Below are 17,246 nucleotides of genomic sequence, written 5' to 3'. Positions count from 1 at the left end.
ATGGCCGAACCACCCAACCCGAACGCGGACTTCCAGCGCGCGTTCGCCCGCTCGGTGCGCACGCCGATGCGACCGCTGCGGCCCGGCCGTCGGGTCTGGGCCGTGAGCCTGGGCATGCCGGTGCTGGCCGCGGCCGGTCTGGCGGCGGTGACCGTCGTCTCCGCGATCGACCTCGGCGGCGACGACGGTGCTCGGCGCAAGCCGGTGGCGCAGGCCGCGCCCATGCAGGACAAGCCCGTGGAGGTGCTGCCGAGCGGCGGTTCGACGGCGCCGCAGAGCGGTCCGAGCGCCGGGAGCAGCACCGGTGACTCGGCCGGCGACCCCGGCCCGACCGGCGCCGGCACGCCCGGCGGCGGTTCGGCGTACCCGCCGGGCTATCCGTACCCGAACGGCGGCTCCCCCGGCGGGGGCGCGTCGGGTGGCGGCGGGTCGGCGGCGGGCGGCTCGACCGGCACGTTCGGCGGCGGCGGTTCGACGCCCGACGCGCGCAACCCGGCCACGGGTTCGCCCGGCGGCGGGGGCGGCACGACGCCCACGCCCGGTGGCGGCAGCCCCGGCGGATCCGGCAACAAGCCGGCGCCGCCGCCGGTGCAGCCCGATTCGTTGGCCCCGAAGCAGACCTTCCTGGGCACGTCGGGCTACGGCTGCGCGAACAACGGCGCGAGCGGTTTCGCCGAGGTCGGCCGCTACAGCGACGGCTCCAAGGGCTGGTACACCGTGGGCAGCGGCGGCTGGAACAAGGACGGCTGCAACGGGAAGTTCGACGCGGTGCCGATGTCCGGGGACAAGAACAAGGACGACGCGAGCGCGCGCGTGTTGTGGTGGTTCGACGTCGGCAACGCCTCCAAGCGCTGCCAGTTGAGCGTGTACGTGCCCTCGGGCAACGGCCGTGACGTGGGCGGGAACCCGGCGCAGTACTTCGTGCTGCGCTCGCGCGACGACGACAAGACCGGTGCCTGGTACGCCCAGTTCCAGGTCAACCAGGTGAACAACAAGGGCCGTTGGGTGAGTGCGGGCACCTTCCCGGTGGCCAACGGCAAGGTCGCGGTGAAGCTGGTCACGCGTGGCGTCGACTGGGGCGGCACCGCGGGTGCGCACCTGGCGGCCGGTCAGGTCCAGGCGAGCTGCACGGGCTGACCCGAAGACGCGGCCGGCGCGCGGCAGTCGGCGCTCGGCGCTCGGCCGGAAACGACGATGTCCGTGCTCGATCCCCACGATCGGGCACGGACATTCGTGCGTCTCGGTGTCGCCTCGGCCTCAGGACACCTCTTCGGCCAGGGAGTCCCCCGCGTGCCGCTGCGGGGGCAGCAGGCGGGTCGGGTCCACCGGCGAGTGGGTGATCGGCCCGCTCCAGACAATGGGTCTGGGCAGCGGGAACGCGTCGGTGCGCGGGGTACGCACGGGCCCGGGGCGCGGCTGCGTCCCGGACTCGCCCGCCTCGACCGAGGCCGGCACCGGGAAGCCCGGGTTGACCCCGCCGGCGGCGGTGATCCCGGACGGGCGCAGCAGTACCCCGACGGTGCGCCACAGGATGACCAGGTCGACTCGGGCGCCGCGGTTGCGCACATACCACAGGTCGTACTCGATGCGTACCGGCCAGCTGAGCGCGTTGCGGCCCTGGACCTGCGCCCAGCCGGTCAGGCCGGGGCGCACGTCCAGTCGGCCGCGCTGGCGCGGGGTGTAGTGCACGACCTGGCTCGGCAGCGTCGGCCGGGGGCCGATGATGCCCATGTCCCCGCGCAACACGTTGATCAATTGCGGCAGTTCGTCCAGGCTGGTGGTGCGCAGGAGTTGCCCGACCCGGGTGATCCGGGTGGCGTCGGGTTCGTCCGGATATCGCGGGTCGAGCATGGTGCGGAACTTCAGGATCTCGAAGTCGCGGCCGTGCAGGCCGCTTCGGGTCTGACGGAACAACGCGGGTCCACCCATGGTCGCGCGGATCATCACGTGTATCGCGAGCAGTACCGGTCCCAGTAGAACCAGTGCCACCGCGGCCACGGTGATGTCGAACAGTCGTCGCATGCCATGCCCCTCCCCTGGTGTGGCGTTGGATTGTGGTGTTCCACGGGCGCCGGTGGCGTCTCCCTCACCGGCCGGCGCCTTGTGTGTGCCTCACGTCCAGCCCAGGCCGCGGCGTGCGGCCACGGCCCGGTAGGTGTCGATCGAGACGCGGGCCACGCGTCGTTGGTCGAACTCGGCCAGCGCGCGGCTCCGGGCCGCGGCGCCCAGTGCGGCGCGCAGGTCCGGTTCGCTGATCAGTCGGTCCATCGCGGCGGCCAGGGAGTGCGCCTCCCCGGCCGGCGCGAGCAACAGGTGTTCGCCGTGGGTGCCGATCTCGCGGCAGCCTCGGATGTCGCTGAGCACCATGGGCAGCGCGCAAGCGGCGGCCTCCATGGCGGATCGTGAGAAGCCCTCGCGGTGCGAGGGCAGGACGAAGACGTCGAGCGCGTTGTAGACGGCGGGCATGTCGGCGCGCGCGCCGACGAATTCGACGGGCGAATCGTGCGCGGCCCGAGCGATCGCGTCGGGCTTGTCCGGGTCCTCGGGTCCGATCCAGACGAATCGGGCCTTGCCCGCGAGCAGTCCGGCTGCTTCCACGTATTCGAGGATGCCCTTCTCCGCGACCTGCCGCCCGACTCCGCCGACGAGGAGTTCGTCTTCGGCCACCCCGAGTTCGGCGCGGATCGTGGCGCGGGCGGCGGGATCGGGGCGAAAGCGGGTGAGGTCGGTGCCGTTGCCGACCACGCGCGAGCGCCATCCGGGCACGGCCCGGCGCAGCGTGGCGTGGTCGGTGGCGTTTTGGTACAGCTCGGCGTGCGAGGCGCGGGCGGCCAGGCTCTCGGTGCCGAGGACGAACGCACGCCGCGCCCACGGGTCGCCGGGGCGGATCCACAGGCCGTGGCAGGTGTTGACCACGACGGGCACGCCGGCGGCGCGGCCGAGCAGGCGGCCGAGCACGCCGGTCTTGGGGTTGTGCGTGTGCAGCACGTCCAGGCGCAACCGGCGCAGTGTGCGCACGAGTTCGCCGGCCGCGGCGGCGTCGCGACGCGGATTCCAGGCGCGGGTGAGTGAGTTCAGCGGGACGTGGGTGACACCCAACTCCTCGATCCCGGGCACGTAGGGGCCGGCGGCGCTGATCCCGAAGGTCTCGAAGCCGGCGGCAACGTCCTCTTCCAGTTCGGTGCGAAGCAGCAGCGCCAGGCTCATGTCGACGGTGGTCAGGTGGGCGATCCGCAGTGGGCGCCCGCCGGGTCCGCGTGGCTCACGCATGCGCACCGGCCCTCTTGCCGAGGCCGACCACGGCCGCGTAGGCGCGTTCCTGGCCGAGCCGGCCGCCGAGCTTGGCCCGGAAGAACGCGGGCGGATCGGTGCGCCGGACCGGGACCCGGCGCAGCCGGATCGGGTCGCAGCCGGGCCGGTTGCGGCCGAGCACGCCGGTGGCGGCGCTGCGGAACCGGCAGCGCAGCGCGTGTTCCATGTCCGGGACGGCGACGCCCCACGTGTAGGCGAAGTGCGCGGGGCGGCGGCCGAGTCGGCGTTCGATGTCGTCGGAGGCGTCGTCGAGTTCGGTCGCGGTGAGCGCTTCGGGGCGGGCGTGGCTGCGGGTGTGGTTGCCGATGGTGGCCAGCCCCGAGTCGGCCAGTTCGGCCACCTGGTCCCAGGTCAGCGCGGCGGATCCGCCGCTGGTGCCGGTGGAGCCCTCCCAGCGCATCTCGGCGTCGATGCAGCCGGTGGCCAGGTAGAGGGTGAACGGCAGCTTGCGGGACCGCAGTTCGGGCCAGGCGTTGGCGTACACGTCGGCGAAGCCGTCGTCGAAGGTGAGCACGATCGACGGGGTGGGGTCGCCGGCCGCGAGCCGGTCCACGGCGGTGTCCAGGGAGACCACGTGCCGGGCCGGCAGCAGGTCGAGCTGGGTGCGGAACGCGTCGGCTGGTAGGTCGAGTTCGTCCCGGGTGCCGCCGCCGACGCGGTGGTAGATGAGCAGGGTGGCGCCGGGCGCGGGGTCGCGGGCGAGGGCGGTGGCGGCCAGGCCGCGCTTGAGCGTGGTGCGCACGCGGTCGCCGCTGATGGCGGTCATCGGGTGGTGCCCTTCGGGGTGAGGCGGGTCGTGCCGGTGCGGGCGACCGGCCACGGAACCGGTTCCGGTTCCCGGCGCAGCGGGGTTCCGGGGGTCCCGGCGGGGTCGGGCAGGTACAGGCGCAGCGTCTCGCCGAGGGCGGTGGCCACGCTGCGTGCGGCCTCGTGCGGCTGCCGGTCGCGCGGCAGGGTGCGGTCGGTGCCGAGGGCGGCGACGGTGTGCACGGTCCGGTCCGGGGCCAGGTGTACGAGGGTGTGCGGTTCCTCGCCGACCAGCCACCAGGTCTCGCCGCGGGAGCGGCCGGCGTCGACCGCGTCGGTGCCCCGGTAGCCGCAGGCGAGCGCGATCGCGCGGTTGTCGGCGAGGCCGGCCTCGTGTACCGGGTCCGGTTTGTCGCCGCCCTCGTGCGGATTGATCGAGGGTGGGATCACCGTCTCGGCGACCGGAGTCGGTTCGACCGGGGCGGCCTTGGCGCGGCGCACCCGCAGGTGTTGCTCGACCGACATCCGGGTGGCCCGGGCGAAGCCGCGGGCGGGCAGGGTGACGGCGAGCAGGCGTCGGTCGCGGACGGCCTCGATGTCCCACAGGGCGGGGCGTTCGGGGGCGAGTCGCAATTTCTGCGGGGTGCGGGTGGGCATCAGGTCGACCAGGCGGGGCTCGGTGCCGGCGGGCCAGGGTTCGGCCAGGACGAGTTCCTGGGCCTGCCACTGCACCACGGTGCCGATGCCCAGGGCGGCGAATCGTTCGTCGTAGGCGGTGGAGTGCCAGGTGGCCACGTCGCCGAGGCGGAACCACAGGTGCATCGCGGCGGGCACGCCGTCCACGCGCAGGATGTACAGCCGGGCCCAGTCGTGGCGCGCGGCGCGGGCGATCAGGTCGCGCCGCGCGTCGGCGGCGGCGGGCTGGAGCGGGCCCTTCCAACTGCGGGCGAACAGGTCGGTGTAGACGGCGAAGCCGGCGTCGAAGTCGTCTTCGCGGGTGCCGGGGCCGCCGATCCGGTCGACGGTCAGGTCCCACTGCGCGCGGACGCGGGTGGCGAAGCGGTGCGCGTAGCGGTCGAAGCTGCGGAAGCGGGCCCGGTGGCCGGCCCAGCCGCCCTCGACGCCGGCGAGCATGTCGCACGCCTTCTCCCGGGCGTCGACCGTGTAGCCGCAGGCGCGCAGCCCGGCGATCAGGCGGTGCGTCTCGGGGTCGCGGCTGGGCATGCGGTGCAGGCGCAGTTCGCGTACGCCGGTGCGGGCGAGGGCGTCGGCGATCGAGTCGGCGCCGTGCGGCTCGTCGGGGTGTACCACCACGTGGCTGCGGGGGCGGCGGTGTGCGGAGAAGACGCCCCAGCGGTCGGGGCCGATCCGCTCCAGCGGGAGCAGCGCGCGCGGTTGGTCGGCGTCGTCGAGCACGGAGACCACGCGGATGTCGTCCAGCGGGTCGTGGTGGCCGTGCAGGGTGGAGGCGAACCAGGCGTGCGTGTCGAATGGGTCGGCGTGTACGCCCCGCGCGGCGACCAGGCGGTCCCAGGAGCCGGCGAAGGCGCCGTCGATCTCCAGGGGGTGCATCGGGCGGGCCCGCATCAGGCCCCCTGGGCCCGGCTGAGCGCGCCGTGCGCTCCGGGTGCCTCGTGCGGTCCGGGTGCTCCGTGCGGTCCGGGTGCCTCGGCGGCCCCGTGTTCGTCGTGTTCCCGGCCGCCGGCGTCGGCTTCGGTGACCGGGGCGGCTGCCGCATGGTCGGCGGCATCGGGGTCGGTGACGGGGTGACCGAGCGCGACGTGGTCGGCGGCACCGGGATCGAGCCCGGTCCAGGTGCGCGGCCAGCGCAGGCGGGGGTCGCGCACGGGTACCTCGTCCAGGTAGCGGACGGGCGACGCGAGCAGGTCGGCGAGCATCAGCGCGATCGCCTCCAGGGTGTATGCCGGGTCGTAGCGCACGACCTCGCGCAGGGTGGGCACCGGCTCACCGAAGTCGACCCGGGCCACCGCGAGGGGGCCCGCGCCGATCCGGTACCAGCGGTCGTCCGGTCCCCAGTCGGCTCGCATCTCCTGCGGGCCCCGGCGCGCGCAGGCCACGGTGAGCAGGCGCAAGGTGGGTTGGTCCAAGATCAGTTCGGGGCTGGGTCGGGCCGGTACCTCGGTCGCCGGTCGCGCCTCCAGCCGGCGGGCGGTGCCGGCGTGGCCGGGCGGGACGGCGCCGACCCGGGCGCGCAGCCGGCCCATCCGGGCGCGGGTGGCGATCGGTACGGCGCGCTGCACCTCGCGGGCCCCGCGCAGCAGCGGCAACACCCGGCGCGGCACCCGGGCCGCGCACACGTCGAGCAGCGCGGGTCGTTCGCTGCTGATCCGGTCCTTCAGCGGGCTCGCCCCCGGCAGCAGGTCGATCAGCGTCAACCCGCTCTCGGCGAAAGCGAGTTCCTGGGCGCGCCAGTGCACCACGTTGCCCGGCGACAGCAGCGCGGCGGCCGGGTCGTAGGCGACGGTGTGCCAGTGCATCACCGGGCCGATCCGCACGCCGAGGCAGGACGCGATGGCGCGGTCCTCGGCGTAGAGCACGTACAGCCGGGCCAGGCCGCGTTCGTCGAGCGCGCGGGTGAGCAACCGGCGGCGCTCCGGGGCGGCGCCGAGTCGGCCCTTCCAGCTCAGGTCGAACAGCTCTTCGTGGTCGGCCAGTCCGGCCGCGAGCGGCGGGCCGCCGGGGGCGCCGTACGCGACGACCCGCAACTTCCACAGCCGGCCGGCGCGGCGCGTGGCCTGTCCGACGGCGCTGTCGAAGCCGCGATGGCGGGCCCGGTAGCCGGACCAGCCGTCGGGGGTGGACTCGATCATGTCGGTCATCCGCTCGCGCACGTCCACCGCGTAGCCGGCCTCGCGCAGCGCGCCGAGCAGCGCGTGTGTGGCCGGGTCGCGGCTGGGCATGCGGTGCAGCGTCAACTCGCGGATGCCGACCCGGCGCAGTTCGCCCGTGAGCGCGCCCAGCACGTCGGGGCGTGGTTCGGGGGTGCCGATGACGACACGGGTGCGTTCGCGCTGGCCGCGGCCGAGTTCGTGGGCGCGACCGGTCGAGTCGAGTTCGAGCGGCAGCAGGGCCAGCGGCCGATCCCCGCCGAACACGGCGGGCACGCGTACGTGTTCGGCGCGCTGCGGTCGGGTCGCCAACCACGACGACGCCCATGCGTGGGTGTCGAAGACGTCTGCCTGAACCCCCCTCCCGACCACCAATTCGTCCCACGCGCGAGCGAGATCGCCATCGATCTCCTCGGCGCGCAGGGTCGATGCACGATTCATCGCCCGGCCCCCACCTCGCGGTCCCGATGTGAGCAGCATCGGAACGTTTGTGCCCGACCGGCGCCGCCGCCCCCACACGGTCGGGGCTCGGGTCGCCCGCCGACCAGATTAGGCCGGATGGGGCACGCGTGAAGGGTGTTTCGCGATCCGTCCACGAGTCTGGGGTGATGTTCCGCGATATCCGACGTTGACGACCTTGCCATGACCTGGCGGGAGTTCGGGTGGATGTGCGGTGTCGACCGGGCGGACGTTCGGTGTCCGGCTGACGGGAGGTGACCCCGCTGTTACGGTTCCGGCAGCGGGGGCCGAGAGGCTGGGGAACCGCGGGACCGGGGAGGCGCGGGTGGGCGGTTCGAGGGTGGGGACGTTGCGGTCGTCGGTGGGGTCGTCGATGCGGTCCTCGCTGCGGGGCGGTGGTGACGCGCTGTTGCGGCGGTCTCCGGCGCAGGTGTGGTTCGCCCGCCGGTCCCGGCTGCGGCTGGCCGTGCTCGGGTATCACGGGATCTCCGATCCGGACGTGTTCGCCGGGCAGTTGGACCGGTTGAAGCGGATCGCCCGGCCGGTGTCGCTGGACGAGGTGGAGGCGGCGCTGGGCGATCGACGCCCGCTGCCCGCCCGGGCGGTGTTGTTGACCTTCGACGACGGCGAGCGCAGCATCCTGGAGCACGGCCTGCCGCTGCTGCGCGAACGCGGCATCCCGGGAGTGGCCTACGTGGTGGCCTCGGTGATCGACTCGCGCACGCCGTTCTGGTGGCACGAGGCGCACCGGTTGGTCACCGCCGGGGCGCGGGTCGCGGGCGAACCGGAGCGGTCGCCGAGCGGGTGGGTCGCGTATCTCAAGACCGTGCCGCAGGAGCGCCGACTGCGCCTGCTCGCCGCGCTGCGTGAGGGACACGAGCCGGTGCTCGGCGAGCAGTTGACCGGCGCGGATCTGCGCACCCTGGAGTCGGGCGGGATCCGGGTGGAGAACCACTCGCTCACCCATCCGCTGCTCGACCACTGCTCCGACGCGGATGTGCGGGCCGAAGTGGTGGACGCACACGCGCGGTTGACCAAGCTGCTGGGCCGGGCGCCGAGTTCGTTCGCATATCCGAACGGGAACTGGGACGTGCGCGCCGAGCGGTTGCTCGACGAACTGGGCTACCGTTCGGGCTTCCTGTTCGACCACCGGCTCGGGCCCCGGTTGCCCGATCACCCGTTGCGGATCTCCCGCCTGCGGGTCGGCTCGAACACCCGCCCGGATCGGTTCGCCACCATCGTCTCCGGGCTGCATTCGGCCGTGCACGCGTTGCGCGGCGGGCGGTGAGGGGTCGGGTCCGGTTCGGCGTCGGTTTCGAGGTCCGGGGGGATCTTCGTGCTTGCTCTGCCCACATTGTTGCGCTCGCCCGGGGAGTTGGCGGCGCTGGTGCCGTCCTGGCGCGCGCTGGTCGCCGCGACGCCCGGGACGTCGTACTTCGCCACGCCCGACTGGGTGCTGGGCTGGACCGAGTCGCTGGGCCGGGAGCAGGCCGGCCGCGTGCTGGTCGCGGTGTGGCGCGGGGACGACGGCGCCGCCGAGGCGGTCGTACCGCTGCTGCGCACCCGTGAGCGGCTGCACCCCCGGCTGCCCGGCGGGGTGCCGGTCTGGACCGTGCTCGGCAGCGGGATCGGCGCCGCGGACCACTGCGGGTTCGCCGTCGCGCCGCACCGACACGAGGACGTACGGGCCTGGCTGGCCACACTCGCGCGGCGGCGCAGCATGCTCTTCCCGCACCTGGATCCGGGCACGGGCGATCCGTATCTACCGCCCGGCGCCCGGGAGATCGAGCGCACGGCCTGTCCGGTGATGCCCGCCGACCCGGACGCCCTGGGCTCGGCCCGGCACCGCCAGGGGGTGCGGCGCAAGGCGCGCCGGCTCGCGGCCGAGGGGGTCGTCTTCACCTGGGCGGGGCCCGGCGAGATGACGTCGGAGGTGTTCGACGACCTGCTGCGGCTGCATCGGCTGCGCCGGGACACGATCGGCGCCTCCAGCGCGTTCGACGCCTCCCGGCGTCCGCTGCACGCGGCGCTGGCGGCGCGGGCCGAACCCGGGCGCGGGCCGTGCGCGTTGGTGGCGCGGGATCCGGCGGGCGCGGTGGTGGGGGTTCTGTACGGGTTTTTGTGGCAGGACACGTTCGCGTACTACCAGTTGGGGTGGGATCCGGCCTACGCGAAGGCGAGCCTGGGCACGGTGCTGTTCCACGAGACGCTGACCGCGCTGGCCGAGCGCAAGGTGGCCACGTTCGACTTCCTGCGCGGCGCCGAGGAGTTCAAGCATCGGTTCGGCGCGACCGATCGATACGACACGACATGGTTGGTGGCCCGCGGTGCGGCCGGCGCGCTCCTCGGCGCGAAGGCCGCGGCCCGCCGGGCCCGGGATCGCCGGCGGCGACCGGCGCGGGGGGAATCGTGAAGGAGCGGATCAGGCTCGTCCACGTGGTGTGGCGGCTGAGCGTCGGCGGCGGGATCCCGCAGGTGAGCCGGCAGGTGCTCGCCGGGCTCGACCCGGAGCGGTTCGACTGCCACGCGATCAGCGCCCGACCCGCCTGGGAGGAGGACGAACTCGGCGAGCTGGGGCCGAATGTGACGGTGCATGCGCTCGACCACACCGGGCCCGCCGGGCCCAGGGACGAGGTGCGGTTGGGGCTACGGATCGCGGCGAAGGTCCGGGAGTTGCGCCCGGACGTGCTGCACGCGCACAGCGGCACGGCCCGCCTCTCGCTGCCCGCCGCCCTGGCCTGCCCCCGGCTGCCCCGGGTGATGGAGGTGCACGAGCCGTTGAAGGACGGCCTGCACTCGCGGTTGACCAACGGCATCGAGGTCGCCATGGTCAAGGCGGCCGGGTTCCGGCCGTTCGCCCACTCGACCCACGTGCGCGACGCGACCGCGGCGATCGTGCGATGGCGGCCCGAGCGCATCCCGCTGGTGCCGCTGGGCGTGCCGGTCCACGAGCCGGATCCGGCCGCCGGGGCCGGGCTGCGCGCCGAGTTGGGCATCGCGCCCGAGGCGCTCGTTGTGGTCGGGGTGGGCCGGGCCGCGCAGAAGAACATCCCGCTGATGGTGCGGGTCGGCGCCGACGTGGTGCGGGGGCTCGGCGACGCCGGACCGCCGGTGGTGTTCCTGATCATCGGCCGCCAGGAACCGGAGATCCCGGCGCTGATCGAGCGGTTGGGGGTGGGCAAGCACGTGCGGGTGGTGCCGCCGCTGCCTCGGCTGGGCGACGCGTTCGACGCGGCCGACCTGTTCCTGTCCACGTCCCACTACGAGGGCTTCGGCCTCGCGGTCGCCGAGGCGATGGTCGCGGGCGTCCCGGTCGTGGCCACGGCGGTGGGCGGGGTCACCGACGTGGTCGCCGACGGCGTCACCGGGCGCCTGCTGCGCGCGGGCGATCGGGGCGGACTGGTGATGGCCTGCCGGGAGTTGCTCACCGACGCGGACACCCGGGCCCGGATGGGCACGGCGAGCCGGGAACGGGTCCTGGCCCGCTTCACCCGGCAACACATGCTCGACGGCTTCGCCCGGGTATACGAACGCGCGGCGCTGCGCGGGGATTAGCCGCCCGGCGGATCGAAGCGGGCCCGGCGGCGAGGGGAACGTCGCCGGGCCCGGCTTCATGCGATCGACGGCCGGTCCCAGTGCGGGACTTCGCGCAGCGGGTGCAGTTCGTCGTCGGTCTCGGCGTGCGAGTTCTGCTTGGCCACGTGGGTGCCGAGCTCCACGTGCGAGCGCAGCGCCTCCCGAAACGGTTCGTCGGACGGCGGTTCGGCGGCGAGATAAGCTCGATGAAACGTTGGCGCTGTTCCTCGGAGATCCTCAGGCCGCGATGGACCTCGATCAGGCGCCCGGCCGTCACCGAACCGCTATCCGCACAGTTCCGCCAGAATGTGCGCGGCCACCGTCGGCCATGTCATCGTCGCCCGCAGCTCCTCGCCCCGGACCACCGCGCGTTGACGGAACGAGGGGTAGTCGGCGCTCAGTTGGCGCAGCGCCACGACCAGGGCTTCCTCGTCGCCCGGGGGTACGGTCAGGCCCGCGTCGCCGATGATCCAGGGCTGGTTGCCGACCGTGGAGGCCACGCACGGCAGCCCCCGGATCAGGCCCTCGATCAGGGCTATCCCGAACGCCTCCATGTGCGTGGGGATGACCACCGCGTCGGCGGCGGCGTACGCGGCGCCCATCGCGGTGTGCGGCACCCGGCCCAGCGCGGTCACCCCGACCGGCAACTCCCCCGCCGGACCGCTACCGACCAGCGTCAGCCGGTGGCGCGGGTCGCGGGCGTGGAGCCGGGCGAAGGCGGCGAGCAGGAGCGGGCCGCCCTTGAGCTCCCACTGGGTGCCCACGAACAGCAGACGGGGCGGATCCGCGCCGACCGGACCGGGATCGGCGTCCGGCGCGGGTTCGGCGTTGGTTCCGGAGCCGACCACGTGCACCCGATCGGCGGCCAGGCCGTACTCGCGCACCAGCACGTCGGCCGTGCTGGGCCCCATCACGAACACCCGGTGTGCGCCCAGCAACAACCGCCGCTCCCGGGCCAACCATCCATCGGAGTAGCGGGATCGATGCACACCGCCGACCGCCGCGCCCTCCAAGCCGACCCGGTCGGTGTATACGCCGTAGCGCACGCCCGGCGGCGGGGTCAGCGCGGGCAGGGTCTGCACGATCAGCACCGGCCGCCCCGAGTCGAGCAGTCCGCGCGAGCGCACCCTGCGGTCCAGCGCCGCCGTCCACGCGCCGGTCTTGGTCCACGGCGTCCCGGGACCGGCCAGCCGCGCCTCGTGCACCGCCCGCAGCCGGGCGGCGGCCAGCCCCGGCGCGCGGGCCAGCGGCATCAGGTCGTGCGCGGCCACCTCCGTGCGCTCCGCGAGCGCCCGGCACAGCGCCGGCACCGACCCGGAGAAGGCCCCGACATGCAGCAGGGTCAGCCCCGCCGGCCCGGTCATCGGGCCGAGGCTCCGCGCCCGCCCCGAGTGCGTCGGCGCAGTGCCTGACCGCGCTGCCCGGCCTTGAAGCCGACCAGTCGTCCGCCGACGCGCACCGCCTCGCCGACCCGGCCACGGGCGGGCGGGTGTTCGGCGCGGGCCTGTTCGTACCAGTCGACGAGCCGCAGCGCCTGGCTGTCCAGCGCGAAGCGCTCGCGGACCAGGTCGAGCGACCAGGCGCCGATGCGCTCACGCTCGGCCCGGTCGCCCAACAGTGTGGTCAACTGGTCGACCAGCGCGTCGTGTTCGACGGGAACCCGGCCCGTGCCCAGGCCGTAGAAGCCGAGGCCGTCGAATTCGCCGATCGTCTCGGGCGTGACCGGTTTGCTGAAGCCCTGTTCGCCGACCACCACGGTGGGTTTGCCGAAGGCCATCCCGCGCAGCACCGAACTGCCCATCCCGACCACCACGTCGGCCAGCGCGTACGCCGGTCGCGGGTCGGCCATCTCGCCCGTCAGCACGATCGCGCGCCGGCCCAGTTCGGCGTTCGCCGCCGCGGCCCGGGCCTGGAGTTCGCTCTCGATCGAGCCGCCGCCGACCAGCACGAGGCGCAATCCGGGAACCTTCGGCGACAGTCGGGCCACCGCGTCGACGGTGCGTTCCAGGTGTTCCTGCTTGAGGTGGCGGGCCAGGCGCGAGACCAGCACCACGGTGGGCGCGGGCCCCGGCAGCCCGTGTTCGGCGGCGAAGGCGTCCACGTCCACCTCGGTGTCGGCCCCGTCCGCGATCGGGTGATCGATCGCCGTGTCCACCGGCGGTTCGAGGAGGTGCACGCGGGCACCCTCCAGGCCGCGCACCTCGCCGGTCTCCTCGTACAGGTCGCCGTAGCCGAGGGTGAGCGGCACGCCGGTGCGCGGGAAGTACGGCGGCAGGCTGCCCATCGACATGATCGTGCCCAGTACGGGCGTTCCGCGCGGGACGAACGCGCCCAGGAACGCCTCGACCAGCGGCCAGTATTCGTAGGTGTGCACGACGTCGATGCGATGCCGGCGCACCGCCGCCGCGATGGCGCGCGAGACGGCGGGCGAGGGACGTACGTGCGCCCGCTCGGGCAGCGCGAGCAGCGGCAGGCCCGCGGCGGCGACCCGCTGTCGCAGCGGGCCCTGACGGCCCATCACCCACACCTCGTGGCCGAGGTCGCGCACCGCGCGGGCCAGGTCCACCGCGTTGATCGAACTGCCGCCCAGTTGCATGTCGTGCGGACACACCAGGATGCGCACGCTCGTTCACCCCTCCCAGGTGTGGTCGACGTACACCGGCGCGGCGAGCACGACCGCGCGCGGCGGGGTGTCGAGTTCGGGACCGGCCACGTCGAACTGTTTGGCCGGATGCCACGCGGTCAGCGGATGTCCGTCGCCGTCGTAGACGCCGATCCACAGCGCGTAGCGCCCCCGGGGCAGCGGCAGTCGGTCCAGGGTGCACTTGACCCGGGTACCCGACGGGCCGAACCGCACGTCGCGGCGGGTGGTGAAGACCGGGCTGGCGGTGCCCTCGGTGACGCCGATGTGCACGGTGGCCGAGCCGCGGAAGTCGCCGACGAAGTCGGCCTCGACGACCATCGACCGGTTGGTGGTGGGACCGGCGGTGTCCACGCCGCGCACGTCGACGTAGGTGGTGCGGATCGCCTCGTCGGTGCGGGTGCGCGCCTCGGTCTCCTCCTCGACGCTGTCCCGATATCCGCGCAGCGCCTGCCGGATCGGGCCGTCGGTGCGGATCTCGCCCTGCTCCAGCCAGATGCCGCGCGTGCAGATCGACTCGACCGACGCAAGGTCGTGCGAGACCAGGACCAGCGTGGTGCCCTGTTCGAGCACCACCCGCATCCGGTCCAGGCATTTTTGCTGGAACAGCGCGTCGCCGACGGCCAGTACCTCGTCGACGAGCAGCACGTCGGGCTCCAGGAACGCGGCGACCGCGAAGCCCAGGCGCATCTGCATACCGGAGCTGTACCACTTGACCTGCCGGTCGATCGCCGTGCCCAGTTCGGCGAAGTCGACGATGTCGTCGAAACGTTTGGCCACCTCGGCCCGCTTGAGGCCGAGCAACGAGCCGTACAGGAAGGCGTTCTCACGACCGGTCAGGTCCGGGTGGATGCCCGCGCGCACCTCGATCAGCGCGCCGACCCGGCCGCGCACCTGGAGCCGGCCCGCGTAGGGGTACATCACGCCGGTGAGCATCTTGAGCAGCGTCGACTTGCCCGACCCGTTGGAGCCGATCAGGCCGACCGCCTCGCCGGGGTCGATGTGGATGTGGATGTCGCGCAACGCCCAGCGCCAGTCGGCCTGGTCGCGGCCGGACAACTTGCGCGCGATGCGGCCCAGGTTGTCCCGGAGCAGCATGCGTTGGCTGTCCGCGCGAAAGCGTTTCCACAGGTGTTCGGCCCGGATGGTGCCCGGTGGGAGAGTGCCCGGCTTGGCCGGCGCGAGCGTGGTCGACGTGCGGTCAGGCGACATCGGCGATCCCCGCCTCGAGCTTCTTGAAGATCTTGTAGCCGACGATCAGCAGTACGGTCGCCGACGCACCGGCGGCGCCGGTGAGTTCCCAGTCCGGTTGTTGTCCGTACAGGATCGAGCGCCGGTAGCCGTCGATCACCGCGGCGAGCGGGTTGCTGATCACGTAGGGCAACAGCCAGTCCTTGGTGATCTGGTCCATGCCGTAGGCGACCGGGGTGGCGAACATGCCCATCTGCATGAGCAGCGGCAGCACGTGCCGGATGTCGCGGAAGTAGACCACCGCCGCGGACAACACGAGCACCACGCCGAGGGTGACCTCGAATTGGATGAGCAGCAGGATCGGCAACGCCCACATGGTCGCGGCGGGCGGCGTGGTGTAGGCCGCGAACAGCACCACCAGCACGCTCGACGCGATCAGCATGTCGACGGTGGCCACGATCACGGTGGCGAACGGGAAGACCTCGCGCGGGCAGTAGACCTTGTTCAGCAGCGGCCCGTTGGACACCAGCGAGGACGAGCCCTGGGTGACAGAGGACATGAAGAACGTCCACGGGAGCAGGCCCAGGTAGCTGAACAGCGGATAGGGCACGTCGTATTTGTGCGCGGTCTCGCTGAGGTTGCCCACCCGCTGGAAGACGATGGTGAACACCAGCATCAGCAGGACGGGCGTGATGATCGCCCAGGCGAAGCCGAGAACGGCTTGTTTGTAGCGGGCCTTGAGGTCGCGCTCGGCCAGGGTGCGCACGAGTTCGCGCGAGTGCCACAACTCCCGGATGCCGCGGAACAGGCTGGTGCGGCGCTTGAAGCGCAGCTCCGGCGGTGGTCCCTTGACCTCCGGGTCGGGCGCCTGGGCGGCGGCAATGCGGCCGGTGCCGCCGCCGACGCCTGCCGTGGGCGCGGCGTGTCGTCCGGTGCCGGTGCGACTGTCGATGGTCGGCGTGGTCGCTCCCCCGTGGCCCGCGAGGGGCACTCCGTTGACGTGTGTTCGGTGATCGGCCGGTTCGTCGACGCTGCCGCCGGGTCGGGCATGCCGCGCCACCCGGCCGAGATCGCCGATTCTGCTCATGCCGTCGCCGGGCATGCCGACGGCACCCCCCACAGACTCCCCCACGGACTCCCCCTCCCTGGTTCGACAACAACCTTGGCACATGCGATCTCCCCACGAGTCGCATTCGGCCGTACGGGAATCGGGGCTCGCGCCCCGTCCCGAGTCCTGCGTTCGACGCCGAGGCGTCGTTCCGATCCTTCCCTCGACGCCGCGGTGTCAGCGCGTGTGTTCGTCGAGCAACGCGGTCCACGCGTCCACCACGGTCTCCATCGCGTGTCGTTCCAGGCAACGGGCCCTGGCCGCCCGCCCCATCGCGTCGCGGTCGGCCAACACCCGGCGGATCGCGGCGACCAGCGGGGCCGGATCCCCGGCGCCGGGGCCCACCTCGGCGAGCGCCCCGGTGACCCCGTCCACGACCACGTCGCGGACGAACCCGACGTCGGTCGCGGCGGCCGGGATCGCGGTCATGCCCGCCTCGACCAGGACTCCCGGCACGCCCTCGCTGGTGCTGGAGAGCACCAGCACGTCGCCGGCTCGGTACACCGGGCCCAGGTCGGCGAGGTTGCCGGTGAAGGTGACCCGCCCCGGGGCGCGGCGCGCGGCCAAAGCCTCCAGGGCCGCGCGCTCGGGGCCCTCTCCGGCCACGAGCAGGCGGTAGGTCGGGAGTTCGGCGTGCTCCGACGCCTCCTCGGCACGCTGCGAATCCCCCTCCACGAGCTGTGCGAATGCCTCGATGGCCAGCGCGACCCGCTTCTCCACGGCCAGCGCGCCGACCACGACGAGCACCGTCGCTCCCGTCGGCAGCCTCAACTCGGCGCGCGCCTTGGACCGATCGGTCGCGTCCGGTGGCGGGAACCGCTCCGGACGCCGCCCGTTGGGGATCGCCCGTACCCGACCCGGCGCCAACCGGTAGGTGTGCAGCAGGATTTCCCGGCCCGTCGGCGACACCGAGGCGATCGCCGCCGCCCGGCGCAGCAGCAACCCCACCCGCGCCCGGCGCAGCGCGTCGCGCGCCCAGTGCCGGGGGTCGCCGATGTTCACGTAGACGAATGGCGTCCCGGTGCCCGCGAGGGCGATCCCGCACGCGTCCAGCGTGGTCGAGCCGTGCGCGATCACCACGCCCGCGCCCGCCGCCCGTCGGCGCAGTTCGCGCAGCGTGCTCGGGTGCAGTCGCCCCGGTCCGAGCACGGGGAAGTCCATCTCCCCGCTGCCGGCCAGCGCGACGACCGCCGATGACCGCCCTCGATCGCGCAGCGCCGCGTCCAGATCGTGGGCGAACGCCTGTGAGCCCCGTCGTCGGGGGTCGGTCACGACGTGCAGGACCCCACGCCGATCGGTCGTTGTCCCCATGGGGTGACAGGTTGTCACGAATCCCGCCCCGCCGGGGGCGTATCGATGACAT

14 protein-coding genes are annotated in these 17,246 nt (G+C 73.5%); 4 read left to right on the top strand and 10 right to left on the bottom strand.

Going from position 1 to position 17,246, the window contains the following annotated elements; genetic code table 11:
* A complete protein-coding gene (locus tag ACH4XV_RS21255) occupies nt 1-1,137 on the top strand; it encodes a hypothetical protein (protein WP_395791956.1) in 1,137 nt (378 codons plus the stop codon).
* Nucleotides 1,138-1,257: 120 nt separating this feature from the next.
* Here ACH4XV_RS21255 and ACH4XV_RS21250 read toward each other — a convergent pair whose 3' ends face one another.
* The 5 genes from ACH4XV_RS21250 to ACH4XV_RS21230 all read right to left on the bottom strand — a co-directional run bounded on the left by ACH4XV_RS21250 (nt 1,258) and on the right by ACH4XV_RS21230 (nt 7,349).
* On the bottom strand, nt 1,258-2,022 hold the full coding sequence (locus tag ACH4XV_RS21250; RefSeq protein WP_395791954.1) for a sugar transferase: 765 nt from the start codon (nt 2,020-2,022) through the stop codon (nt 1,258-1,260).
* 90 nt (nt 2,023-2,112) lie between these two features.
* The gene (locus tag ACH4XV_RS21245) at nt 2,113-3,270 is read right to left on the bottom strand and encodes a glycosyltransferase (RefSeq protein WP_395791952.1); all 1,158 of its coding nucleotides are present in this window, start codon (nt 3,268-3,270) and stop codon (nt 2,113-2,115) included.
* Entirely contained in the window at nt 3,263-4,078 is an 816-nt protein-coding gene (locus tag ACH4XV_RS21240) for a polysaccharide deacetylase family protein (RefSeq protein ID WP_395791950.1), read from the bottom strand. The genes ACH4XV_RS21245 and ACH4XV_RS21240 overlap by 8 nt, the downstream gene beginning before the upstream one ends.
* On the bottom strand, nt 4,075-5,646 hold the full coding sequence (locus tag ACH4XV_RS21235) for a GNAT family N-acetyltransferase (protein WP_395791948.1): 1,572 nt from the start codon (nt 5,644-5,646) through the stop codon (nt 4,075-4,077). The genes ACH4XV_RS21240 and ACH4XV_RS21235 overlap by 4 nt, the downstream gene beginning before the upstream one ends.
* Nucleotides 5,646-7,349: a GNAT family N-acetyltransferase gene (locus tag ACH4XV_RS21230; protein WP_395791946.1), complete on the bottom strand. Its 1,704-nt coding sequence runs from the start codon at nt 7,347-7,349 to the stop codon at nt 5,646-5,648. Before ACH4XV_RS21230 ends, ACH4XV_RS21235 begins: the two co-directional genes overlap by 1 nt.
* Before the next feature lie 391 nt (nt 7,350-7,740).
* Between ACH4XV_RS21230 and ACH4XV_RS21225 the strand changes: the two genes are divergently transcribed.
* From ACH4XV_RS21225 to ACH4XV_RS21215, 3 genes are read left to right on the top strand one after another with little or no spacing between them, the layout of a single operon-like run.
* Nucleotides 7,741-8,655, top strand: coding sequence for a polysaccharide deacetylase family protein (locus tag ACH4XV_RS21225; protein WP_395791944.1), 915 nt, complete (start codon nt 7,741-7,743; stop codon nt 8,653-8,655).
* A 48-nt stretch (nt 8,656-8,703) separates the two neighbouring features.
* Nucleotides 8,704-9,780 carry a GNAT family N-acetyltransferase gene (locus ACH4XV_RS21220; RefSeq protein ID WP_395791942.1) on the top strand — a complete coding sequence of 359 codons (1,077 nt, stop codon included), beginning with the start codon at nt 8,704-8,706 and terminating at the stop codon, nt 9,778-9,780.
* Complete coding sequence (locus ACH4XV_RS21215) at nt 9,777-10,922, top strand: glycosyltransferase family 4 protein (RefSeq protein ID WP_395791940.1); 1,146 nt, start codon at nt 9,777-9,779, stop codon at nt 10,920-10,922. The genes ACH4XV_RS21220 and ACH4XV_RS21215 overlap by 4 nt, the downstream gene beginning before the upstream one ends.
* A 305-nt stretch (nt 10,923-11,227) precedes the next feature.
* Here the strand turns inward: ACH4XV_RS21215 and ACH4XV_RS21210 are convergent, their stop codons facing one another.
* The 5 genes from ACH4XV_RS21210 to ACH4XV_RS21190 all read right to left on the bottom strand — a co-directional run bounded on the left by ACH4XV_RS21210 (nt 11,228) and on the right by ACH4XV_RS21190 (nt 17,194).
* Nucleotides 11,228-12,307 carry a glycosyltransferase gene (locus ACH4XV_RS21210; RefSeq protein ID WP_395791938.1) on the bottom strand — a complete coding sequence of 360 codons (1,080 nt, stop codon included), beginning with the start codon at nt 12,305-12,307 and terminating at the stop codon, nt 11,228-11,230.
* Nucleotides 12,304-13,566, bottom strand: a complete 1,263-nt coding sequence (locus ACH4XV_RS21205) for a glycosyltransferase family 4 protein (protein WP_395791936.1) — start codon at nt 13,564-13,566, stop codon at nt 12,304-12,306. The genes ACH4XV_RS21210 and ACH4XV_RS21205 overlap by 4 nt, the downstream gene beginning before the upstream one ends.
* Nucleotides 13,567-13,572: 6 nt before the next feature.
* Entirely contained in the window at nt 13,573-14,796 is a 1,224-nt protein-coding gene (locus tag ACH4XV_RS21200; RefSeq protein ID WP_395791934.1) for an ABC transporter ATP-binding protein, read from the bottom strand.
* Entirely contained in the window at nt 14,786-15,862 is a 1,077-nt protein-coding gene (locus tag ACH4XV_RS21195; RefSeq protein WP_395791932.1) for an ABC transporter permease, read from the bottom strand. The genes ACH4XV_RS21200 and ACH4XV_RS21195 overlap by 11 nt, the downstream gene beginning before the upstream one ends.
* A 198-nt stretch (nt 15,863-16,060) precedes the next feature.
* Nucleotides 16,061-17,194: a glycosyltransferase family 4 protein gene (locus ACH4XV_RS21190; RefSeq protein ID WP_395791930.1), complete on the bottom strand. Its 1,134-nt coding sequence runs from the start codon at nt 17,192-17,194 to the stop codon at nt 16,061-16,063.
* Between the last annotated feature and the right edge of the window lie 52 nt (nt 17,195-17,246).

Source organism: Embleya sp. NPDC020630, from assembly GCF_044334985.1.
Classification (GTDB): Bacteria; Actinomycetota; Actinomycetes; order Streptomycetales; family Streptomycetaceae; genus Embleya.
The sequence above is the reverse complement of the archived record's forward strand: the minus strand, read 5'-3'. Positions and strand labels throughout refer to the sequence as shown.

What these genes read in the sequence shown, in the direction of transcription:
- ACH4XV_RS21255 (WP_395791956.1), top strand. Translation starts at nt 1, where the DNA reads ATGGCCGAACCACCCAACCCGAACGCGGACTTCCAGCGCGCGTTCGCC.
- ACH4XV_RS21250 (WP_395791954.1), bottom strand. Translation starts at nt 2,022, where the DNA reads ATGCGACGACTGTTCGACATCACCGTGGCCGCGGTGGCACTGGTTCTA.
- ACH4XV_RS21245 (WP_395791952.1), bottom strand. Translation starts at nt 3,270, where the DNA reads ATGCGTGAGCCACGCGGACCCGGCGGGCGCCCACTGCGGATCGCCCAC.
- ACH4XV_RS21240 (WP_395791950.1), bottom strand. Translation starts at nt 4,078, where the DNA reads ATGACCGCCATCAGCGGCGACCGCGTGCGCACCACGCTCAAGCGCGGC.
- ACH4XV_RS21235 (WP_395791948.1), bottom strand. Translation starts at nt 5,646, where the DNA reads ATGCGGGCCCGCCCGATGCACCCCCTGGAGATCGACGGCGCCTTCGCC.
- ACH4XV_RS21230 (WP_395791946.1), bottom strand. Translation starts at nt 7,349, where the DNA reads ATGAATCGTGCATCGACCCTGCGCGCCGAGGAGATCGATGGCGATCTC.
- ACH4XV_RS21225 (WP_395791944.1), top strand. Translation starts at nt 7,741, where the DNA reads ATGCGGTCCTCGCTGCGGGGCGGTGGTGACGCGCTGTTGCGGCGGTCT.
- ACH4XV_RS21210 (WP_395791938.1), bottom strand. Translation starts at nt 12,307, where the DNA reads ATGACCGGGCCGGCGGGGCTGACCCTGCTGCATGTCGGGGCCTTCTCC.
- ACH4XV_RS21200 (WP_395791934.1), bottom strand. Translation starts at nt 14,796, where the DNA reads ATGTCGCCTGACCGCACGTCGACCACGCTCGCGCCGGCCAAGCCGGGC.
- ACH4XV_RS21195 (WP_395791932.1), bottom strand. Translation starts at nt 15,862, where the DNA reads ATGAGCAGAATCGGCGATCTCGGCCGGGTGGCGCGGCATGCCCGACCC.
- ACH4XV_RS21190 (WP_395791930.1), bottom strand. Translation starts at nt 17,194, where the DNA reads ATGGGGACAACGACCGATCGGCGTGGGGTCCTGCACGTCGTGACCGAC.